At 71.9% G+C, this 17,468-nt stretch carries 18 protein-coding genes and 1 tRNA gene; 12 read left to right on the plus strand and 7 right to left on the minus strand.

Translation table 11 applies throughout. From position 1 onward, the window contains the following. Position 1: 1 nt before the first annotated feature. On the plus strand, positions 2-1,165 hold the full coding sequence (locus ABZ374_RS07650; protein WP_360307656.1) for a nucleoside 2-deoxyribosyltransferase domain-containing protein: 1,164 nt from the start codon (positions 2-4) through the stop codon (positions 1,163-1,165). Here the strand turns inward: ABZ374_RS07650 and ABZ374_RS07655 are convergent. Beyond that, positions 1,156-1,362, minus strand: a complete 207-nt coding sequence (locus tag ABZ374_RS07655) for a hypothetical protein (protein WP_360307659.1) — start codon at positions 1,360-1,362, stop codon at positions 1,156-1,158. The two genes, ABZ374_RS07650 and ABZ374_RS07655, sit on opposite strands and share 10 nt — an antisense overlap. A gap of 131 nt (positions 1,363-1,493) precedes the next feature. On the opposite strand from ABZ374_RS07655, the gene ABZ374_RS07660 reads away from it, so the two are divergent. Beyond that, a complete protein-coding gene (locus tag ABZ374_RS07660; RefSeq protein WP_360307662.1) occupies positions 1,494-1,733 on the plus strand; it encodes a hypothetical protein in 240 nt (79 codons plus the stop codon). Between the two features lie 65 nt (positions 1,734-1,798). On the opposite strand, the gene ABZ374_RS07665 is transcribed toward ABZ374_RS07660, so the two are convergent. After that, positions 1,799-2,347 carry a hypothetical protein gene (locus tag ABZ374_RS07665; RefSeq protein WP_360307665.1) on the minus strand — a complete coding sequence of 183 codons (549 nt, stop codon included), beginning with the start codon at positions 2,345-2,347 and terminating at the stop codon, positions 1,799-1,801. Between the two features lie 286 nt (positions 2,348-2,633). Between ABZ374_RS07665 and ABZ374_RS07670 the strand changes: the two genes are divergently transcribed. Then, complete coding sequence (locus tag ABZ374_RS07670; RefSeq protein WP_360307668.1) at positions 2,634-3,107, plus strand: hypothetical protein; 474 nt, start codon at positions 2,634-2,636, stop codon at positions 3,105-3,107. Between the two features lie 98 nt (positions 3,108-3,205). Here ABZ374_RS07670 and hemC read toward each other — a convergent pair whose 3' ends face one another. Beyond that, the gene (gene hemC / locus ABZ374_RS07675) at positions 3,206-4,105 is read right to left on the minus strand and encodes a hydroxymethylbilane synthase (protein ID WP_360307671.1); all 900 of its coding nucleotides are present in this window, start codon (positions 4,103-4,105) and stop codon (positions 3,206-3,208) included. Positions 4,106-4,319: 214 nt separating this feature from the next. Here hemC and ABZ374_RS07680 point away from each other — a divergent pair, with 214 nt between their 5' ends. Continuing rightward, positions 4,320-4,523: a chaplin family protein gene (locus ABZ374_RS07680; RefSeq protein WP_360307674.1), complete on the plus strand. Its 204-nt coding sequence runs from the start codon at positions 4,320-4,322 to the stop codon at positions 4,521-4,523. Positions 4,524-4,659: 136 nt separating this feature from the next. On the opposite strand, the gene ABZ374_RS07685 is transcribed toward ABZ374_RS07680, so the two are convergent. Continuing rightward, positions 4,660-7,128: a glycoside hydrolase family 3 C-terminal domain-containing protein gene (locus tag ABZ374_RS07685; RefSeq protein WP_360307677.1), complete on the minus strand. Its 2,469-nt coding sequence runs from the start codon at positions 7,126-7,128 to the stop codon at positions 4,660-4,662. A gap of 176 nt (positions 7,129-7,304) precedes the next feature. Here ABZ374_RS07685 and ABZ374_RS07690 point away from each other — a divergent pair, with 176 nt between their 5' ends. Continuing rightward, a complete protein-coding gene (locus tag ABZ374_RS07690; protein ID WP_360307680.1) occupies positions 7,305-7,970 on the plus strand; it encodes a helix-turn-helix domain-containing protein in 666 nt (221 codons plus the stop codon). A gap of 10 nt (positions 7,971-7,980) precedes the next feature. Here ABZ374_RS07690 and ABZ374_RS07695 read toward each other — a convergent pair whose 3' ends face one another. The 3 genes from ABZ374_RS07695 to ABZ374_RS07705 form a co-directional block, all read right to left on the minus strand. Further along, positions 7,981-9,177 carry a MerR family transcriptional regulator gene (locus ABZ374_RS07695; RefSeq protein ID WP_360307683.1) on the minus strand — a complete coding sequence of 399 codons (1,197 nt, stop codon included), beginning with the start codon at positions 9,175-9,177 and terminating at the stop codon, positions 7,981-7,983. A gap of 165 nt (positions 9,178-9,342) precedes the next feature. Then, positions 9,343-9,840: a universal stress protein gene (locus ABZ374_RS07700; protein WP_020550635.1), complete on the minus strand. Its 498-nt coding sequence runs from the start codon at positions 9,838-9,840 to the stop codon at positions 9,343-9,345. A gap of 637 nt (positions 9,841-10,477) precedes the next feature. Further along, positions 10,478-11,590: a putative sulfate exporter family transporter gene (locus ABZ374_RS07705; protein WP_360307687.1), complete on the minus strand. Its 1,113-nt coding sequence runs from the start codon at positions 11,588-11,590 to the stop codon at positions 10,478-10,480. Between the two features lie 11 nt (positions 11,591-11,601). Here ABZ374_RS07705 and ABZ374_RS07710 point away from each other — a divergent pair, with 11 nt between their 5' ends. The 7 genes from ABZ374_RS07710 (at position 11,602) to ABZ374_RS07740 (ending at position 17,427) form a co-directional block, all read left to right on the plus strand. Then, a complete protein-coding gene (locus tag ABZ374_RS07710) occupies positions 11,602-12,528 on the plus strand; it encodes a LysR substrate-binding domain-containing protein (protein WP_360307690.1) in 927 nt (308 codons plus the stop codon). 185 nt (positions 12,529-12,713) lie between these two features. Then, a complete protein-coding gene (locus tag ABZ374_RS07715; protein ID WP_360307693.1) occupies positions 12,714-14,009 on the plus strand; it encodes a helix-turn-helix domain-containing protein in 1,296 nt (431 codons plus the stop codon). A gap of 4 nt (positions 14,010-14,013) precedes the next feature. Next, on the plus strand, positions 14,014-14,625 hold the full coding sequence (gene orn / locus ABZ374_RS07720; protein WP_360307696.1) for an oligoribonuclease: 612 nt from the start codon (positions 14,014-14,016) through the stop codon (positions 14,623-14,625). Positions 14,626-14,734: 109 nt separating this feature from the next. Further along, positions 14,735-14,810 (plus strand) — tRNA-His (locus ABZ374_RS07725). Between the two features lie 164 nt (positions 14,811-14,974). Then, complete coding sequence (locus tag ABZ374_RS07730) at positions 14,975-15,277, plus strand: DUF397 domain-containing protein (RefSeq protein WP_360307699.1); 303 nt, start codon at positions 14,975-14,977, stop codon at positions 15,275-15,277. Between the two features lie 129 nt (positions 15,278-15,406). Then, positions 15,407-16,066, plus strand: a complete 660-nt coding sequence (locus ABZ374_RS07735; RefSeq protein ID WP_360307702.1) for an ATP-binding cassette domain-containing protein — start codon at positions 15,407-15,409, stop codon at positions 16,064-16,066. After that, the gene (locus ABZ374_RS07740) at positions 16,066-17,427 is read left to right on the plus strand and encodes a YhgE/Pip family protein (protein ID WP_360307705.1); all 1,362 of its coding nucleotides are present in this window, start codon (positions 16,066-16,068) and stop codon (positions 17,425-17,427) included. Before ABZ374_RS07735 ends, ABZ374_RS07740 begins: the two co-directional genes overlap by 1 nt. Positions 17,428-17,468 lie beyond the last annotated feature (41 nt).

The following is a 17,468-nucleotide window of genomic DNA, read 5'->3' on the forward strand; positions in this document are numbered from 1 at the left end:
CATGACCGAGATCGTGGTGGTGAACTCGCCCGACGAGCCCCCGACGGCATGGGACGCGAGCGTCTTCCTGGCCGGGCCCACCCCCCGGGCGGCGCACGTGGCCTCCTGGCGTCCGGCGGCGCTGAAGCTGCTTCGGGAGCGGTGGCGCGGGCCGGGCCGGTTGGTGGTGTTCGTGCCCGAGCCCGGCGTGGGGCGGTCCTGGCCCACGCATCGGGTGCAGCGGGACTGGGAGTTGCGCAACCTGGACCGCAGCGACCGGGTGTTGTTCTGGATCCCGCGCGATCTGCGCGATCTGCCCGGGCTGACCACCAACGACGAGTGGGGTTGGCTCAAGGACTCGGGTCGCGCGGTGCTGGGCACCCCGCCGGACGCACCGCAGGTGCGTTATCAGCGGGCCTACGCGCTCGGCCACGACGTGCCGGTTCGCGACACGCTGCCCGAGACGGTGGACACCGTGCTGGAGGGGCTCGGAGTCGGCGCGCCGCGCACGGACGGCGAGCGGGACATCCCGCTGAACGTGTGGCTGACCCGGGCCTTCGAGGATTGGTACGCGGCCCAGCGGGCGGCGGGCAACACGCTGCTCGGCGGCCGGATCGCGTGGGTGTGGCGCAACGGCGCGGACACCTGGTTGTGGGCGGCGCGGGTGCGGGTGGCGATCGCCGCCGAGGCCGGCCGGGTCAAGGACGCCGAGGTGGTGCTCGGCCGGCCGGACGTGGCCGCGGTGGTGCTCTACCGGCGCGCCGAGCCGCTCGCGGCGAGCACCGTGGTGTTGGTGCGCGAGTTCCGGTCGGCGGCGCGTACCGCGGACGGCTTCGTCCACGAACTGCCGGGCGGGAGCGGGCGCACGGCGGCGGACGGGTGCGCCGAGGTGGTCCAGGAGACCGGTCTGGCACTGTCGCCCGAGCGGTTGCGCGCGCACGGCTCGCGGCAACTGGCCGGCACCCTGACGGCGCATCACGCGCACGTCTACTCGGCCGAACTGACCGAGGCGGAACTGGCCGTACTACGCAGCGACCCCGGCCCACATGGTGTGGCCGGGGACGGGGAACGCACTCACGTCGAGATCACGACGTACGGCGAACTGCTGCGCTGCGGGCGCGTCGACTGGTCGACGCTGGGGATGCTGGCGGCCGTGTTGGCAGGTGCCGCCGAGGATCAGCGGTAGTTGCCCGGACCCGTGCAGGGGGCGTGCCGCTCGACCAGGCAGACGGTGTCGTCGATGGTCATCAGCCGGCCGCCGACGATCTCCGGCGCGCGGAACGCGGGAGTCTGGACGGTGACGAGCGAGCGCGGGCTGAGTGCCGCGATGTACGGCTCGCCACAGCGGGTGCACATGGCCGGGGCGGTGAGGGTCTTCAGCATGTCGTTCCTCCGAGACTGGTGACGTTAACCTTCCGTTCACCTTTGGTTCGGTCCCCAGTTTCCTTCTTGTATGAAGAAATGTCAACTGTGTTGGCCTACGGAGGTGGCGACCCATATGGCATCCTGACGGGGTGGATCACAAGGATGTCGATCAGCACCCCGATTCCGCCGGAGAGGGCCTGGTCCGGGCCGCGAAGGCGTATCGAAGGACCGAGAAGGCTCACGAAGAGGCGCGTCAGGAGCTCAAACGGGCGGCGGTGCGGGCGATAGCCGCCGGGGTCAAACAGTCCGAGGTGGTCAAGGTGACCGGGTGGACGCGTGAGTACCTGCGCCGGCTGAAGAAGGACAAGAAGGATCACGGCGACGACTGAGGCCGGGCCCCCGCGGGGATCCGGCCTCGTTCGTGCGTGCCCGGCGCGGTCCGGGCGGGTGGGGCTCAGGCGTTGTCGAGATCGTCCAGGTTCTCGAACTCGGGCAGGTCGGACAGGCCGGCCACGTCCTGGAGCGGGCACAACACGTGCCGCTCGACCACGTAGGTGGTGCCGGCCGCGTTGAACACGTGGCCGGACACGGGGGCGTCGATGCGCGACAGGTAGCGCCGCTGGGTGGGGATGAGCTGGGCGATGTAGGGCTCGTTGCAGCGGGTGCAGGTGGCCGGGGTCGCGGTCGGCGAGGCCGAGGCGTAGCGGTCGAGCGCGTGCACGAGCCGGTCGGCCAGGTGCGCGGCGGTGCGCTGGGTGGTGGCCACCCGGGTGGTGTCGCCCGCCTCGCGCGATTCGGCGCACGCGCGCATCGCGTCGCCGATCCGGCGCAGGGCGACCTTGTGGAACGGCGGCGCGTCGCTCGCGAGCGCGTCCGCGCGGTCGGCGATCGAACCGGCGGAACCGGCGAAGGCGGGGTGCCGCTGGGCGCCGTCGGCGCCGAGGGCCGAGACATCGGCGGCAAGGCCGCGCAGCGCGGCCACGTGCTCGGGCGTCAAGGTCATGGTGTGCCGTTCCTTTCTGCCGTCCGACGGGAGGCAACTCATCCATAGTGAACAGATTCGATCAATAAACGCCATGGAATGTGACGATCGGCACGTTGGTGCCCGGTTTGCTTCTGTTTGTCGAGAGGTAAGCCCGGGCGAAGCCCGCAGCCTCGATGGTGCGAAGCCCCCCGATGTCGTAACGGTTGCGGCGACGTAACCATTACGCAATGGCCGAAAAGATCCCCTTGTGACCGGTGAAGTCCGGGGAGGAGGGTCTCGACCAACATCGTTTTAGGGGGACTGTATGCGCACCATCAAAGTCGGGCTGATCGCGGTGATGTTGACCTGCGCGGTCGGGGCGTGTGGGAGCGACGGGGACAGCGGTTTCGGGGGTCTGGGGGCCCCGAAGACCACCGGTGCGAGCTCGGACGCCACGCCGACGGGGAAGACCCCGACGAGCCGGGCCACCGACGACGACACGCCGGCGCCGCCCGCCACCGAGCGCCCGACCACGTCGCGCCCGCGCACCACGGCGCCGGCCTCGCCGACCTCGACCGGGGCGGGCCGCGGCGACTGGAGCTCGCTCTACTCGACGAACTTCCTCAACGGGTGCCTGAGCACGTCGAACAACAACACGAAGTACTGCAACTGCGCGCTGACCGAACTCCAGGGCAAGTACAGCCAGGCCCAGATGAACGCGTTCGACCAGGAGTACGCGCGGACCAACAAGCTGCCGTCCGAGTTGCAGACCACCGTGCAGAGGTGCCTGAACACCTGAGCGCACCCGACGCCGGCCGAGTCGCCCGGGGGCGCGACCGACCGGCGTGAACGGGCCCTCCCGGGCCGCGAGCGATCGCGGCACGGGAGGGCCCGCGCTCAGTGCGGGATCGCGTCGATCAGCGCGCGGGCACCCCGGGCCAGCAGGTCGCCGGCCACGACGACGCCGAGCTTGTCCGGCTCGCCCCCGTGGTCGGTGGCCTCCAGCAGCCGTGCGCCGTCGGGGGAGTACACCGCCGCGTGCAGTATCAGGCCGGCCTCGGTGTTCGTGCAGTAGGCGGCGATCGGGCTGTGGCAGTGGCCGCGCAGCTCGCGCAGCAGGGCCCGCTCGGCCTCGACACAGGCCCGGGTGGGCGCGTCGTCCAGGGCCCGCGCGGCGGCCAGGACGCTCGGATCGTCGCTGCGGCACTGGAGGGCCAGCACGCCGGCGCCGACCGCGGGCAACATCTGACCGGTGGTCAGGATCTGGGTGATGCGCCGTCCTTCGCCGATGCGTTCCAGGCCCGCGACGGCCAGGATCAGCGCGTCGAACTCGCCCGCGTCGAGCTTGGCCAGCCGGGTGTTCGCCGAGCCGCGGACCGGCAGCGGGATCAACCGAGGGTGGCTGCGCCGCAGTTGCGCGGCGCGCCGGACCGAACTGGTGCCCACCCGGGCGCCGGGCGGCAGCTCGGCCAACCGCGCGCCGACCACGCAGTCGTGCACGTCGTCCCGGGGCAGGTAGGCGGCCACGGCGAGACCGTCGGGCAGCGGCACGTCGCCGGGCATGTCCTTGAGACAGTGCACGACCAGGTCCACCTCCCCGTCGAGCTGTGCGCGGTCGAGTTCCTTGACGAACGCGCCCTTGCCGCCGAGTTCGGCGAGGCTGCCGCCCCAGCGGTCGCCGCTGGTGGACATCGGGACGACGACGGGTTCGTGCGGATGCCGGGGCAACAGGGAGGCGACGAGCCGAGCCTGGGCGAGGGCCATGGGGGAGGACCGGGTACCGATGCGGAGCTGCATGGCCGACACGCTAAGGCTGCGACGCGCGTGGCACCGCATTTTGGCCGGGTCCGATCCCTCGAAGGTGGGACGCCGACCCGCGCACCCGTCGGGAGGAGCCGGGCGGCCCTTCCGTTCGGCCCAATCCCCGTGTCCTTCCGGCGGTTCGCCGCGTTGGCGATTCGCGCCCCCTGGGCGTTCGAGACCGTCCGCATCGAGACAGGGAACCGTCCCCATGCAGCGCATCGTCCGCGGCCTGTTGCTCAGCACGACCGTCATCGCGACCCCCGTCGTCGGCGCGACCATGGCGCTCGCCGCGCCGGCCGGCACCGAGACGCGCACGGTCCGGGCGCACCCGATCGACGCGGCGGGCGGCCTCTGCGGCAACACGGCCGACCTGGTGGGCGTCATCAACCCGGCCTTCGGTCAGCGCTGCTGACGCTCGGCGGCGGGTCGGGCGCCCGGCCGGCCGGCACGGGGCGCGTGCCGCGCCCGGACCCAGCCGAGGGCGGGCGTGCGAACGGCCGCACCGGGCGGGGCCGTGACTCCCCGGCCCGACGCGGCCGCGCTTTCGGTCAGAGCGCGAGATCCGCGCTCAGCCGCAGGTCGCCCAGGGAACGGCCGACGCGCAGCGTGTAGGTGCCCGGCGTGGTGGTCCACGCCGCACGCTGCTCGTCCCACCGGGCCAGTGTGCGTGCGTCGATCTCCACGACGGTGGTGACCTGCGCGCCCGCCTCGGCGTCGATCGCGGCGAAGCCGACCAGGCGGATCGGCTCCGCCCGGCCCATCAGCGTGCCGTCCGCGGTCTCCAGGTAGACCTGCACCACCTCGCGGCCCGCCCGCTCGCCGGTGTTGGCCACGGTGATCTCCACCCGCACCCCGCTCGCGTCGCCCTTGACCGCGACCTCCCGGTAGGCCCAGGTCGTGTAGCCCAGGCCGTGCCCGAACGGGTACGCCGGCGCCGCCTCGCCCAGGGCCCAGGCGCGGTAGCCGATGTTGCTGGACTGCACCGCGTAGTGGTGCTCGTCGTCGTTCACCCGGGCCGTGGAGTAGACCGGCACGTCGGCCTCGGCCGCCGGGTAGGTCGTGGGCAGCCGGCCACCCGGCTCCACCACGCCGGTGAGCACGTCGCCCAGCGCCGCGCCGCCCTCCTGGCCGGGCAACCACGCCCACAACACGGCGGCCACCTCGTCCCGCCACGGCATCAGCACGGGCGAACCCGCGTTGACCACCACGACGGTCCTCGGGTTGACCGCCGCGACCCGGCGGACCAGCTCGTCGGAGCGGCCCGGCAGCGCCAGGTTCGCGCGGTCGAAGCCCTCCGACTCGATGTCGTCGGTGGTGCCGACCACGACCACGGCGACATCGGCGGCGCGCGCCGCCTCGACCGCGGCCGCCAACTCGGCCTCCTCGGACCGGCGCGGGTTCGCCCAGCCCAGACCGAGCGCGGCCATGTAGAACTGCTCGCCCTGGCTGAAGTCGACCCGGATCCCGATCGGCGTGCCGGCCGTCGCCTCGATCTCGATGCGGGTGGCCTCGGGACGCATGATCATCTCGATCACGTCGGTGCCCTCGGGCGGCGTCATGTCCACGGTGCGGGTCGCACCGTCGATGCCGACCTCGAACCGGCCCGCGCCGCGCACGTCCAGGATGTTGGTCCCGGATTCGGCCGGGGTGATCGTCGTACGCAGCCGGATCACCGCCGCCCCGGCGGGAATGTTGTCCGGCCAGAACATCAGGTTCGAGCCCAGCCGGTGCTCGGAGGAGAGCACGGTGCCTGCCGCGTCGAGGAATTCGGCCCGCAGGCCCGGCTCGCCGGTCTCCGGGTCGGCGGCCGTCCCCAGGTCCAGGTCGGCCAGCGCCCGGTGGGTGAACGCGCCCTCGGTGACCGTCAGTTCGACGTTCTCGCCGAGTGCGGCCCGCAGGCCCTCGGGGATCGAGACCACGTGCTCGGGGTTCACGTGCGCACTGCCGCCACCCTGCGCCGACAGCCGCAACGCGTTCGGGCCGATCAGCGCGACCCGGGACAGCGCCGCGGGGTCGAGCGGGAGCGCGCCGTCGTTGCCGAGCAGCACCATCGCCTGCGCCGAGATCGCGCGCAGCGTGGCCACCGCGTCCGCGGGGGTCGTGGTCGTGGCCGGGGTGCGGTCGCCCAGCACGCCCACCCGGGCGGCCAGCCGCAGGACCCGGGTGACCCGCTCGTCGATCAGCGATTCGGCGACCCGACCCTCGCGCACGGCGGCCAGCAGCGGCGCGCCCCACACCTCGGAGGGGCCGGGCATCGCGACGTCGGTGCCGCCCGCGGCGGCGGCCTCGGTGGAGCGAACCGCCATCCAGTCCGAGATCACCACCCCGTCGAAGCCCCACTCGTCCTTGAGTACGTCGACGACCAGGCGCGAGTTCTCGGTCATCGTCTCGCCGTTGACCCGGTTGTACGCACTCATCACCAGCCAGACCCGACCGGTGCGCACGGCCTCCTCGAACGGCACCAGATAGACCTCGCGCAGCGAGCGCTCGTCGATCCGCGAGTCGTAGGACATCCGGTCGTCCTCGGTCTCGTTGCCGACGAAGTGCTTGATCGTGGCCCCGACACCGGCGGACTGCACGCCCTCGATGAAGGCGGTCGCGATCCGGGCGGTCAGCAGCGGGTCCTCGGAGTAGCACTCGAAGTGCCGACCGCCCAGCGGGCTGCGGTGCAGGTTCACGGTCGGCGCCAGCAGGACGTGGATGTCCTTGTCCCGGGTCTGCGCGCCCATGACGAAACCGGCCCGGCGGGTGACCTCGGGGTCCCAGGCGGCGGCGAGCGCCGTGGGGCTGGGGAACAGCAGCGAGGTCTCACGCTCGTCCCAGGTGACACCGCGGACGCCGACCGGGCCGTCCGAGACGCGCAGCTTGCGCAGGCCGATGCTCGGGATCTCGGGAAGCGACCAGAAGTCCTCGCCGACGATCAGCGAGAGCTTCTCCTCCAGGGTCAGCCGCGCCACCAGGTCGCGCAGCTCGTCCTCGGTGGCCTCGTTGCCGGTGGGTGTGGGGTGAGACGCCATGGTTCGCCTTCCGCTCGCGTGCCTGATCGGACCCGTGGTCCGGGCGACCCGCCGATCGAGTCCGCCGGAGGATCCGCTCGTACGGTAACCACAAAAACCTATGACACGGTAGCTTTGTTATTCGGACGTGACATACCCCTCGGCGGATCGTCGCCGGGACACGGCAGGATGACCACATGGACGCACGACCGGACGACACCCCCGCCAACCCGCCGACCCGCACCCGGGCCGCCCCGGCGAGACCGCGCGGTCGCGGCTACGCCTCCGGCGATGCCCGGCGCACGCGGATCCTCAACATCGCGCTCCAGGAATTCGCCGAGAACGGCTACCGCGGCACCTCGCTGGCCCGGATCGCCGAGCGCGCCGAATTGACCCAGGCCGGCCTGCTGCACCACTTCCGCAGCAAGCAGGAACTGCTGGTGGCCGTGCTCGACCTGCGCGACCGGATGGACACGGAACATCTGGACCTGGGCGAGCTCCCGCCCGGCGGCGAGGCGGCCCTGGCCAAACTCACCGAACTCGCCGAGCACAACCGCAACATCCCCGGCCTGGTCCAGCTCTTCACCGTGCTCACCGGCGAGGCGGTGACCACCGACCACCCCGCACACGGCTGGGCCCAGGACCGCTACGCGATGGTGCGCACCGGCGTCACCGCGTCGCTGGAGGCCGGTCGGGCGTCCGGCGAACTGCGCGCGGACATCGATCCCGCCGCGATCGCGGCGCAGATCTTCGCGATGATGGACGGCCTGCAACTGCAATGGCTGCTCGACCCCGAACACGTGGACATGGCGACGCTCTTCCGCGACTACGTGGAACACCTGCTGCGCCGCATCCGGGCCTGACCCGGCGGACCTACCCGGTCGGACCCTCGCCCGCGGTCAGCTCGCGCAACACCGCGCCCAGATCCCAGTTGGACAGGCCGGCCAGCGCCTCGCGGAAGACGGTGAGCCCGAACAGATCACCGCGCGCGGTCATCCGACCGGCGGCCAGTGCCTCGCGCGGCGCGTGCCGGTCGTTGAGCAGGATCACCCGGCGCGCAGTGTCGTAGTCCATGTGCACCACCAGATCCGGGCCCGGCAACAACCCGGGACGCACCAGCACCCGGCCCTGGAAGCAGTCCAGGTGCAGCTCGGCCGGGTCGTCCCGATCCGGCACGTCGCTGACCACGATGTCCACGATCGCCGGATGCGGCGTGCGCTTCTCCGGATCCGGCGTGATCAGCCGACTGAGTCGGGACACCGCGGCGATCCACGCGTCCGACATGAACGGGTGCCGATCGAGCGCGGGCTCCTCGTCGTCGACCGGCTCCGGCCGGCCCCGGGTCGGCTCGGGCTCCTCGCGCAACACCTTCCCGAGTTCCTCGCCGAGCCGACGGGCGGCCGTGCGGCGCATCGCCCGGGCGAGTTCGGCCTCCACCGCGCGCAGCGCCAGCGGTCGCATCCGGCGGATCATCTCCGCCGTCTCGTCCGCGTCGCCGTCGGCGGGCAGCAGATGCGACTCCATCAGCCGCCCGAACCCCTCGGCCACGTGCTCCATGGCCGCCCGCAACATCCGCAACTGCTCGGTGACCGCCGTCACCGGTACGCCGGCCGCGTGCAATTCGGCGCCCACCGCGAGCTCGCGCGGACTGGGCACCCGGAACACGGTCAGCGAGTCGTCCTCGGGTTCGAGCAGGCCCAACCGCACCGCCCCGGCGAGTGCGACCGGATCCGACAGCCCGCCGAACATCGCGATCAGCTCGGCCCGGGTCATCCGCTCCGGCGTCTCGTCACTCCACGGCCCGCTCGCCTCGGCGACCAGCCCCAGCACTCCGCCGAGGCTGCGCCCGCCGTCCCACGCGTCGAGCAACTCCTTGATGCTCACCAGGCTGTAGCCGCGCTCCAGCAACTGCCCGATCAGCCGTAGCCGGCCCAGGTGCCCGTCGTCGTACAGGGACACCCGCCCCTGGCGCCTCGGCCGCGGCAGCAGCCCGCGATCCTGGTACGCCCGCACATTGCGTACGGTGGTGCCCCCCTCGCGGGCGAGGTCCTCGATCCGGTACTCCGCCAACCTCGTGCCTCGCGATCCTCGTGCCCCGTGTCCGCGGCCAACGTAATGCAGATGTGTTCGAGGTTCGATCACACTTCGGTGGCAAAGGTGCGGGAAGGCACGGAAAAGCGGTGGCAAGGCGGCGACGCCCTGTTCGACACACTGCGGACCGGGCACGCGGCAACGTCAGGGAATCACCACGACCGGCCGTTTGGCGTGCTTGACCAGGCGGCACGCGACCGAACCGAAGATCCGGCTGGCCAGCCCGGTGGACCCGCCGACCACGATCGCGTCGGCGGTGAATTCGCGCGCGACGTCCTCGATCTCGTGGCAGATGTCACCCCCGCGCTCGACCAGGATCCACGGCACGTCGCTGAGGTGGTCCGCGCAGGCCAGTTCCAGGCCCAGGGCCTCGGAGCGGCTGTCCGGCACGTCGATGAAGACCGGTGGCTCGCAGCCGGCCCACACGGTGGCCGGAATGCGGTTGGCCACGTGCACGATCACCAGCCCACCACCGAGTCTGCGTGCCATGCCGGACGCGTACGCCAAGGCACGTTCGCTGGACTCGGACCCGTCGAAACCGACGACGACGGGGTGTTGGAACGCGGGATCGCGCTGATGAGGGGAGTCGGGACGGAGCAACGGGGTGCCGTCCGGAAGGTCACTGAACTCGAAAGCAGCCATGGGAATCGGGCGTCTTTGCTGTGGAGGGGCGCCTCGGGGCTTCCTGTACCAGATTACTGCGCCGACCCGCACATTCGAAGTGTCGGCCGGGGTTCTCCCGGACAAAAAAGACACCACGGCGCGTGCCGGTCGGGGCTTGATGCGATCCGCCGGACCACGCACGGGGATGGCGCCCCCGACAAAGCCTCGGCGAGACACGCACATTAGCCGGACAACACCGTGAATGGGGAGACCCGGGCGGCCGTGTGGGTGATTGTGATCCGGCCGCAGTCGATTCCCGGCCCTCCCCGGGGTCGCTCGGCGGCCCGGTCGGGGGTCTGTTCCGGCCGGCCGCGGGGCGGCTCCGGCGCCCGTTCGAGGGGGCGCGCTGACGCCGCAGGAGGGAACGGGCGTTACCCCGGGCCCCGCCCGAGCGTTGGTCAGCACGACACCGTGCGTCCGGGCGACCGCGTCGAAACGGGCGGCGATCCGCAGGTTGGACGCCGACCCTGCCGCACGCCGACCCGCGCCGCGGCGCCGACGTCGAACCTGTCTGACGGCCCGTCACGCGCCGGGCCGTCGGCGGGTTCGATGTACTTCCGGACGCGCGTGCCTGTCGGCGGCTTCGGCTCGGCCGTCGACAGGCCGGCCGCACCGCTCACATGGTCAGGAGCACGCCGCCGTAGGCCGCGCCGGCGATCAGCGCCCAGGACGCGAAGCCCAGGGCCAGCGCCCGCCAGCCGGTGCGCACCAGCTTGCTCAGGTCGACCATGCTGCCCAGGCCGAACAGCGCGGCGGCCAACAGCAGGTCCTGCACGGTGCCCGCGACCTCCAGCACCGACTCCGGCAGCAGACCGGTGCTGCGCACGACCACCATGGCCAGGAAGCCGACCACGAACAGCGGCATCAGCGCCGGCCGCCGAGCCCCCGCGGGCCCGGTGTCGCCCGCTCGCGCGGCCCGGCGACGCATCGCGTAGCCGGTGCCCACCACGATCGGCGCGAGCAACAGCACCCGCATCAGCTTGACCACCACCGCGGTGTGCAGCGCGACCGACCCGGCCACACCACCGGCCGCGACCACCTGGCCGACGTCGTGCACGCTCGCGCCGACCCAGCCGCCGTACCGCACCGCGTCCAGGCCCAGCGGTGCCTGGAGCAGCGGCAGCACCACGATGGCCAGGCTCCCGCACAGCGTGACCAGGGCGACCGCGGTGGCCACGTCCTCCTCGTCGCTGTCGCTGACGCCGTTCATCGCGGCGACGGCGGAGGCGCCGCAGATGGCGAAGCCGGTCGCGATCAGCAACGGTTGATCGCCGGGCAGGCCGATCCGCCGTCCCAGCCACCGGGTGCCGAAGAAGGTCACCACGACCACCACGACCACCATGGCCACCGGCGCGAACCCGAGTCCGACGATGTCGCCGAGCGCGAGCTTGAGGCCGAGCAGCACGACGCCGGCGCGCATCAGCCGCCGGCCGGCGAAGCCCAGCCCCGGCGCGGTCGCGGCGGGCAGGGCGCGCACGTTCGCGGCGAGGATGCCCAGCGCGACGGTGACGGTGAGCATCGGCAACTGCGGCCACAACCGGTGGGCGCCCCAACCCGCCGCCACCGCGAGCGCGGCGGCGAGCAGCCCCGGCCACAATCGCGGCTTCGCCGACTTCGTGGCGGCCGAACGGGGTCCGGGGTGAGCGCGTCGCGCGACGGTCAAGGTCATGATCACCACCCTCGACCCGCCGGGTCGGCGCGGGTAGCGGTCGGTTGCCTGGTAGGTCATAGGGTTTGGCTATGACCTCGCCGGCACGCCCCTCGGACCGACTGCCCGACCTGTACACCCTCGAACTGCTCGTCGCGGTGACCGAGAGCGGCAGCCTGGGCAGCGCGGCCCGCCGGTTCGGGATCAGCCAGCCCTCGGCCAGCGCCCGGATGCGCACGCTGGAACGGCGACTCGGGGTGCGGCTGCTGGAGCGCAGCACCACCGGCTCGGTGCCCACTGCGGCGGGCCTGGTGATCACCGACTGGGCGCGTGGAGTGCTCGACCAGGCGCACGCCCTGGTCGAGGGCGCCGCCGCGCTCAAGGCCCGGCAGGAGGACCGGCTGCGGGTCGCGGCGAGTCTGACCGTGGCCGAGCACCTGGTGCCCGGCTGGCTGACCGCGCTGCGCGAGGCGGTGCCCGGGGTGCATGTGGGCCTGCAGGTGACCAACAGCCTGCATGTGATCGAGGCGTTGCGGGCGGGCGAGGCGGACCTCGGCTTCGTCGAGGGGCCGTGGGTGCCGCGTGACCTGCAATCGGCGGCGGTGGGCCGGGACCGGCTCGTGGTGGTGGTCGCGCCCACCCACCCGTGGGCCCGGCGGCGGCGCCCGATCGCCGCGGCCGAGTTGGCCGCGACGCCGCTGCTGCTGCGCGAGGCCGGGTCGGGCACCCGGGAGACGCTGGAGCGGGCGCTGGCCGCCTACGACGGAGTGGCCGTGCCGGCGCTGGAGTTGGGTGCCACGGCACCGCTGCGCTCGGCCGCGATCGCCGGATCCGCGCCGGCGGTGTTGTCCGATCTCGCGGTGCGCGAGGACCTGGCCGACGGGCGTCTGGTGGCCGTGCCGATGGCCGATCTGCCCGCCATGGATCGCATCCTGCGGGCGGTCTGGCCACGTGGTCGGGAGCTGCCCGAGGCGGCCCTGCACCTGCTGCACGCGGCCCGCCGGCAGCCCGGGACCTGACCGCGCGCGTCATTGTCGACAAGTTCTGTGATGTGACCACCGTCACAAACACGCATATCTACTTAACGTCACGTAGAGAACACCATGCATAGACAAGGTAAGAGAGAGTAAGTTCCGATCTTGGGTTACGTGAGTGACGCCTGTGACCTACTGGGGCGTGAGGGGAGAAGGGGGCGATCGGGGCCATGAGCAGGATCGACAGCCGTAAAGACCGGCGACGGGGGCGAGCCCGCGTGGTCGATGCCGACCACCCGGCCGAGCTCACCACGATCGACGGCGTCGATGCCGTCCCGGCCGGCGATCAGGACGCGGTGGTGATCGTCGCGGCGTCCACCGTGCTGTCCGAGGCCCCGCCCGAGAGCGACTCGATCGACGGCGAGGGCGACCTGGCCGGCGACCTCGACCTCGACGGCGAGTACGACCCCGATGCCGAGGGCGTCCTGGCCCCGGGGCGCGAGCGCCCGCTGCTCGGTCGGCGTCGCCCGGACACGATCGCGGTGTTGTTGTTCGCCAACTCGCCGATCCTGGAGAGTTCCATCCCGATATCGGTGTTCGGGGTGGATCGACGCGACGCCGGCGTGCCGAACTACCGATTACTGGTATGCGCGGCCGAACCCGGACCGCTCCGTACCACCGGCGGCGTCGAACTGATCGCGCCGTACGGCCTCGACGCCCTCGCCCGGGCCGGCACCGTGATCGTGCCCGCGTGGCACTCGCCGTCCCGGATGCCGCCGCCGCCCGTGCTGGAGGCGCTGCGCCGGGCGCATCGCGAGGGAGCCCGGATCGTCGGCCTGTGCGGCGGCGCGTTCGTGCTCGCCGCGGCCGGCCTGCTCGACGACCGTCCGGCGACCACGCACTGGATGTACGCGCCCGCGCTGGCCAAGCGCTACCCCAAGGTCCGGGTCGACCCCCGCGAGCTGTACGTCGACGACGGTGACATCCTCACCAGCGCCGGCACCGCGGCGGGCATCGACCTGTGCCTGCACCTGGTCCGCCTCGACCACGGCCCGGACGCGGCCAACGCGCTCGCCCGCCGACTGGTCGTGCCGGCCCACCGGATCGGCGGTCAGGCGCAGTACATGGATCTCACCCTGCCCGAGGAGATCAGCGGCGACCCGCTGGCCACCGTCATCTCGTGGGCGCTGGAGAACCTCGCCGACCGCTTCGACATCGAGCAGTTGGCGACCCGCGCGTACATGAGTCGGCGCACCTTCGATCGACGCTTTCGCACGCTCACCGGCAGCGCCCCGCTGCAATGGCTGCTCACCCAACGAGTACTCCAGGCCCAACGGCTGCTGGAGACCACCGATCTCCAGGTCGAGGAGATCGCCCGGCGCTGCGGATTCCGCTCGCCGGTGGCGCTGCGCGGCCACTTCCGCAAACAACTGGGTGTCCCGCCGGCCTCCTACCGGGAGACCTTCCGCACCCGCAGTCCGGAGGAGACCGGAGAAGAGGAGGCATGTGCCCGGGCCGTAGGGTGACCCTATGAACGACCGCTTGGTCTGGATCGACTGTGAGATGACCGGACTCGACCTGTCCCGGGACGCGTTGGTGGAGGTGGCGGCCCTCGTCACCGACTCCGAGCTGAACATCCTGGGCGACGGTGTCGACGTCGTGATCCGCCCGCCCGCCGAGGCGCTGGCCGGCATGCCCGATGTGGTGCGCAAAATGCACACCGCTTCAGGTCTGCTGGAGGAGCTGGAGGCGGGCGTCAGCCTCGCCGAGGCCGAGGCCGAGGTGCTCGCCTACATCAAGAAGCACGTCCCGGACGGCCGCAAGGCACCGCTGTGCGGCAACTCGATCGGCACCGACCGGGGCTTCCTGGCCCGGGACATGCTCGACCTGGAAGCCTTCCTGCACTACCGGGTGATCGACGTCTCCTCGATCAAGGAACTGGCCCGCCGCTGGTATCCGCGGGTCTACTTCCAGAGCCCGCCGAAGGCCGGCAACCACCGCGCGTTGGCCGACATCCACGAGAGCATCGAGGAATTGCGGTACTACCGCGAGGCGATCTTCGTGCCCGACCCCGGCCCGGACAGCGACACCGCCAAGGCGATCTCGGCCAAGTACGGCCACAAGCCGGCCGCGCGCGCCTGAGATCCGGTGCCGCGCGAGGCGCGGCACCGGCCGCCCGGAAACCCTGCGGCGAGCAGTCTCCGCGAGCCTGTACACTTTTCCTCGCCGGGACGGAAACGCCTCGGTGATGGTGGGTGTAGCTCAGCTGGTAGAGCACCTGGTTGTGGTCCAGGAAGTCGCGGGTTCAAGTCCCGTCACTCACCCCAGACGAGGTCCCGAGGCACGCGAGTGCCTCGGGACCTCGCTCGTTTTGTACCGGTCCCCGGGTCGGTGCACCCGATGTCGGCGTTCGCGTTGTGTGTGGTGCCGGACGCGGCGTAGCGTGCGGTCACCTGAGGGTTACGCACGCGTCATCGGGAGGGTTTCGATCATGAGCACCGGCGAGTCCGAGCAGCCGTCGCGGCAGCGGTTGGACGACGAGAAGGCCGCGCTGTACGCGATGGACATCAGCGGTGTCACCTGGATCGGCTACGGCGAGGACACCACCGGCGAAGGCATCGTGGAGACCGCCGAACTGCCCGGTGGGGGCATGGCGATGCGGAACTCGATCCACCCGGAGGGGCCGATCCTGCGGTTCACCGAGGGCGAGTGGACCGCGTTCGTGCTCGGGGTGCGCGACGGCGAGTTCGACCTGGACCGGCTCGCCGAGCCGCTGCCGGAGCAGCGCGGCTGACCCGGTTCCCGACGTCTCGCCCGACGCCTGGTCGGGCGAGTGGGGCGGGCGGGCGTCATCCGTTTCGCTCGTTTGGCACCCCGTGTACCGGTTACTCCTCGGTGGACGTCCCACCGACGAGGGAGATCCGTGTCCACAACCACCTCCGGGGTGGAGATCAGCGCGGTCGGCCTGGCGGCATCCGGACCGGACGGCACGATCTTTCGCGATGTCCGGCTGACCGCGCCCGCAGCGGGTCTGACCGTGCTCGTCGGCCCGGCCGGTGCCGGCCGCACCTCGCTGTTGCTCGCGCTCGGCGGCCGGTTCCGCACCGACGCGGGCCGCGTGACCGTCGCGGGCAGCCACAGCGCCGCGTCGGCTCGGGCGCACACCGCACTCGCCCGCGCCCGGCCCGGTCTGGACCTGGAACCCCACCTGTTCGTCGCCGAGACGGTCGCCGAGCGCCGAGCCATCGGCGGCGGCCTGCCCACCGAGCCCGCGCTCGCCCGGATGTACGACCTGCTGCGCATCGACCCACCCGGCCACGTCCTGGTCGAGCACCTGGCCGCGGTGGAGCAGTTGTTGTTCTCGGTCGCGTTGGCCGCGGCCGGGCGGCCCGGCGCGGTCCTGGTCGACGACGTGGACAGCGGCATCGCGGGCGCCGACCTGCTGCGCGCGTGGCGGGCGTTGCGCGAGTTGGCCGACACCGGCATCACCGTCGTCGCCACCGCGACCGAGGCGCCGCGCGGCGCCGACGCGGTGGTGGACCTGCCCGGACACCACCTGTACCCGAGAGGCGGTATCGCCTGATGGGTGTGCTGCGCCTGGCCTGGTTCGAACTACGGCGATTCCGAGGCCCGTTGCCCCGGCTGGTACCGGTCATGCTGATGCTGGTGCCGACCCTGTACGGCGCGCTCTACCTGTGGTCGAACTGGGACCCGTACGGTCGGCTGAACCAGGTCCCGGTGGCCTTCGTGAACGAGGATCGGCCGGTGGACGTGCGTGGGCAGCACATCGACGCGGGCGGCCGGTTGACCGAATCGATCCGGACGGACGACAACTTCCGGTGGAAGGTCACCGACGCGAAGGCGGCCCGAACCGGCCTGGAGGACGGCGACTACCACTTCGTGGTCACCGTGCCGGCGGACTTCAGTGCGACGCTGGCCACCACGGCGTCGGACCGGCCGCAGCAGGCGAAGTTGTTCATGACCCTGGACGACGCGAACGGCTTCATCATCGGCAAGATGGCCGAGATCGCCAAGACGCAGTTGCAGCAGCAGATTTCGGCCACCACGCAGAGCACCCTGGTGCAGCAGCTCTACGGACAGACCGGGGCGCTCAAGGACGAACTGGCCCGCGCCGCCGACGGCGCCCGGCAACTGGCCGCCGGTGTCGGCACCGCGCCGCCGGATCAGGTCCGGCAGGGGGCCGAGCAACTCGCCGACGGCCTGGCCCGGCTGAACACGACGGTGCCGGCTCCGCCGCCGGCGCAGGCCGCGGGCGAGGACGCGCGGGTGCTCGGCGCGCCGGTGGCGATCGAGGTGACGAATCTGCATCCGGCGGTGCTGTACGGCCGCGGGCTGGCGCCGTTCTTCTTCGGCATCGCGCTGTGGGTGTTCGGGCTGGTCGGCTTTCTGCTCCTGCGGCCGTACAACCCGCGGGCGCTCGCGGGGCGGGCGGGTGCGGTCAAGATGGCCATGGCCGGTTGGTTGCCGGCCGCCGCGCTCGGTCTGGCGGGTGCGTTCGTGCTGTACGCGGTGGTGCAACTGGGGCTGGGGCTGGACGCCGACGATCCGGGCCTGAGCCTGTTGCTGATCGCGTTGGCGGCGGTCACCTTCGTGGCCATCGCGCAGTTCCTGCGGGCCGCGTTCGGCGCGGTGGGCGACGTGCTGATCCTGGTGCTGTTGATGCTGCAACTCACCTCGTGCGGCGGCCTGTATCCGGTCACCACGACGCCCGAGCCGTTCCAGGCCCTGCATCCGGTGTTGCCGATGACGTACCTGGTGAACGGACTGCGGGTCACCCTCACGGGTGGCGAGGGCGCACGTTTGGGGGTGGCCTTCGCGGTGCTCGGCGGCTACCTGGTGGTGGCGCTGATCGCGACCGTGTTCGTGGTTCGGCATCGGCGGATGTGGACGATGGCATCGCTGAAGCCGGCCGTCGAGTTGTGACCGCGCACCGCTGATGGGTCAATGCACTCCCCCGTACGGTT

The sequence above is a fragment of the Embleya sp. NPDC005971 genome (assembly GCF_040629175.1).
Taxonomy (GTDB): domain Bacteria; phylum Actinomycetota; class Actinomycetes; order Streptomycetales; family Streptomycetaceae; genus Embleya.

What these genes read in the sequence shown, in the direction of transcription:
- ABZ374_RS07710 (WP_360307690.1), top strand. Translation starts at nt 11,602, where the DNA reads ATGACCTCGCCGGCACGCCCCTCGGACCGACTGCCCGACCTGTACACC.
- ABZ374_RS07690 (WP_360307680.1), top strand. Translation starts at nt 7,305, where the DNA reads ATGGACGCACGACCGGACGACACCCCCGCCAACCCGCCGACCCGCACC.
- hemC (WP_360307671.1), bottom strand. Translation starts at nt 4,105, where the DNA reads ATGCAGCTCCGCATCGGTACCCGGTCCTCCCCCATGGCCCTCGCCCAG.
- ABZ374_RS07700 (WP_020550635.1), bottom strand. Translation starts at nt 9,840, where the DNA reads ATGGCTGCTTTCGAGTTCAGTGACCTTCCGGACGGCACCCCGTTGCTC.
- ABZ374_RS07670 (WP_360307668.1), top strand. Translation starts at nt 2,634, where the DNA reads ATGCGCACCATCAAAGTCGGGCTGATCGCGGTGATGTTGACCTGCGCG.
- ABZ374_RS07730 (WP_360307699.1), top strand. Translation starts at nt 14,975, where the DNA reads ATGAGCACCGGCGAGTCCGAGCAGCCGTCGCGGCAGCGGTTGGACGAC.
- ABZ374_RS07650 (WP_360307656.1), top strand. Translation starts at nt 2, where the DNA reads ATGACCGAGATCGTGGTGGTGAACTCGCCCGACGAGCCCCCGACGGCA.
- ABZ374_RS07680 (WP_360307674.1), top strand. Translation starts at nt 4,320, where the DNA reads ATGCAGCGCATCGTCCGCGGCCTGTTGCTCAGCACGACCGTCATCGCG.
- ABZ374_RS07740 (WP_360307705.1), top strand. Translation starts at nt 16,066, where the DNA reads ATGGGTGTGCTGCGCCTGGCCTGGTTCGAACTACGGCGATTCCGAGGC.
- orn (WP_360307696.1), top strand. Translation starts at nt 14,014, where the DNA reads ATGAACGACCGCTTGGTCTGGATCGACTGTGAGATGACCGGACTCGAC.
- ABZ374_RS07665 (WP_360307665.1), bottom strand. Translation starts at nt 2,347, where the DNA reads ATGACCTTGACGCCCGAGCACGTGGCCGCGCTGCGCGGCCTTGCCGCC.
- ABZ374_RS07655 (WP_360307659.1), bottom strand. Translation starts at nt 1,362, where the DNA reads ATGCTGAAGACCCTCACCGCCCCGGCCATGTGCACCCGCTGTGGCGAG.
- ABZ374_RS07715 (WP_360307693.1), top strand. Translation starts at nt 12,714, where the DNA reads ATGAGCAGGATCGACAGCCGTAAAGACCGGCGACGGGGGCGAGCCCGC.
- ABZ374_RS07705 (WP_360307687.1), bottom strand. Translation starts at nt 11,590, where the DNA reads ATGACCTACCAGGCAACCGACCGCTACCCGCGCCGACCCGGCGGGTCG.
- ABZ374_RS07685 (WP_360307677.1), bottom strand. Translation starts at nt 7,128, where the DNA reads ATGGCGTCTCACCCCACACCCACCGGCAACGAGGCCACCGAGGACGAG.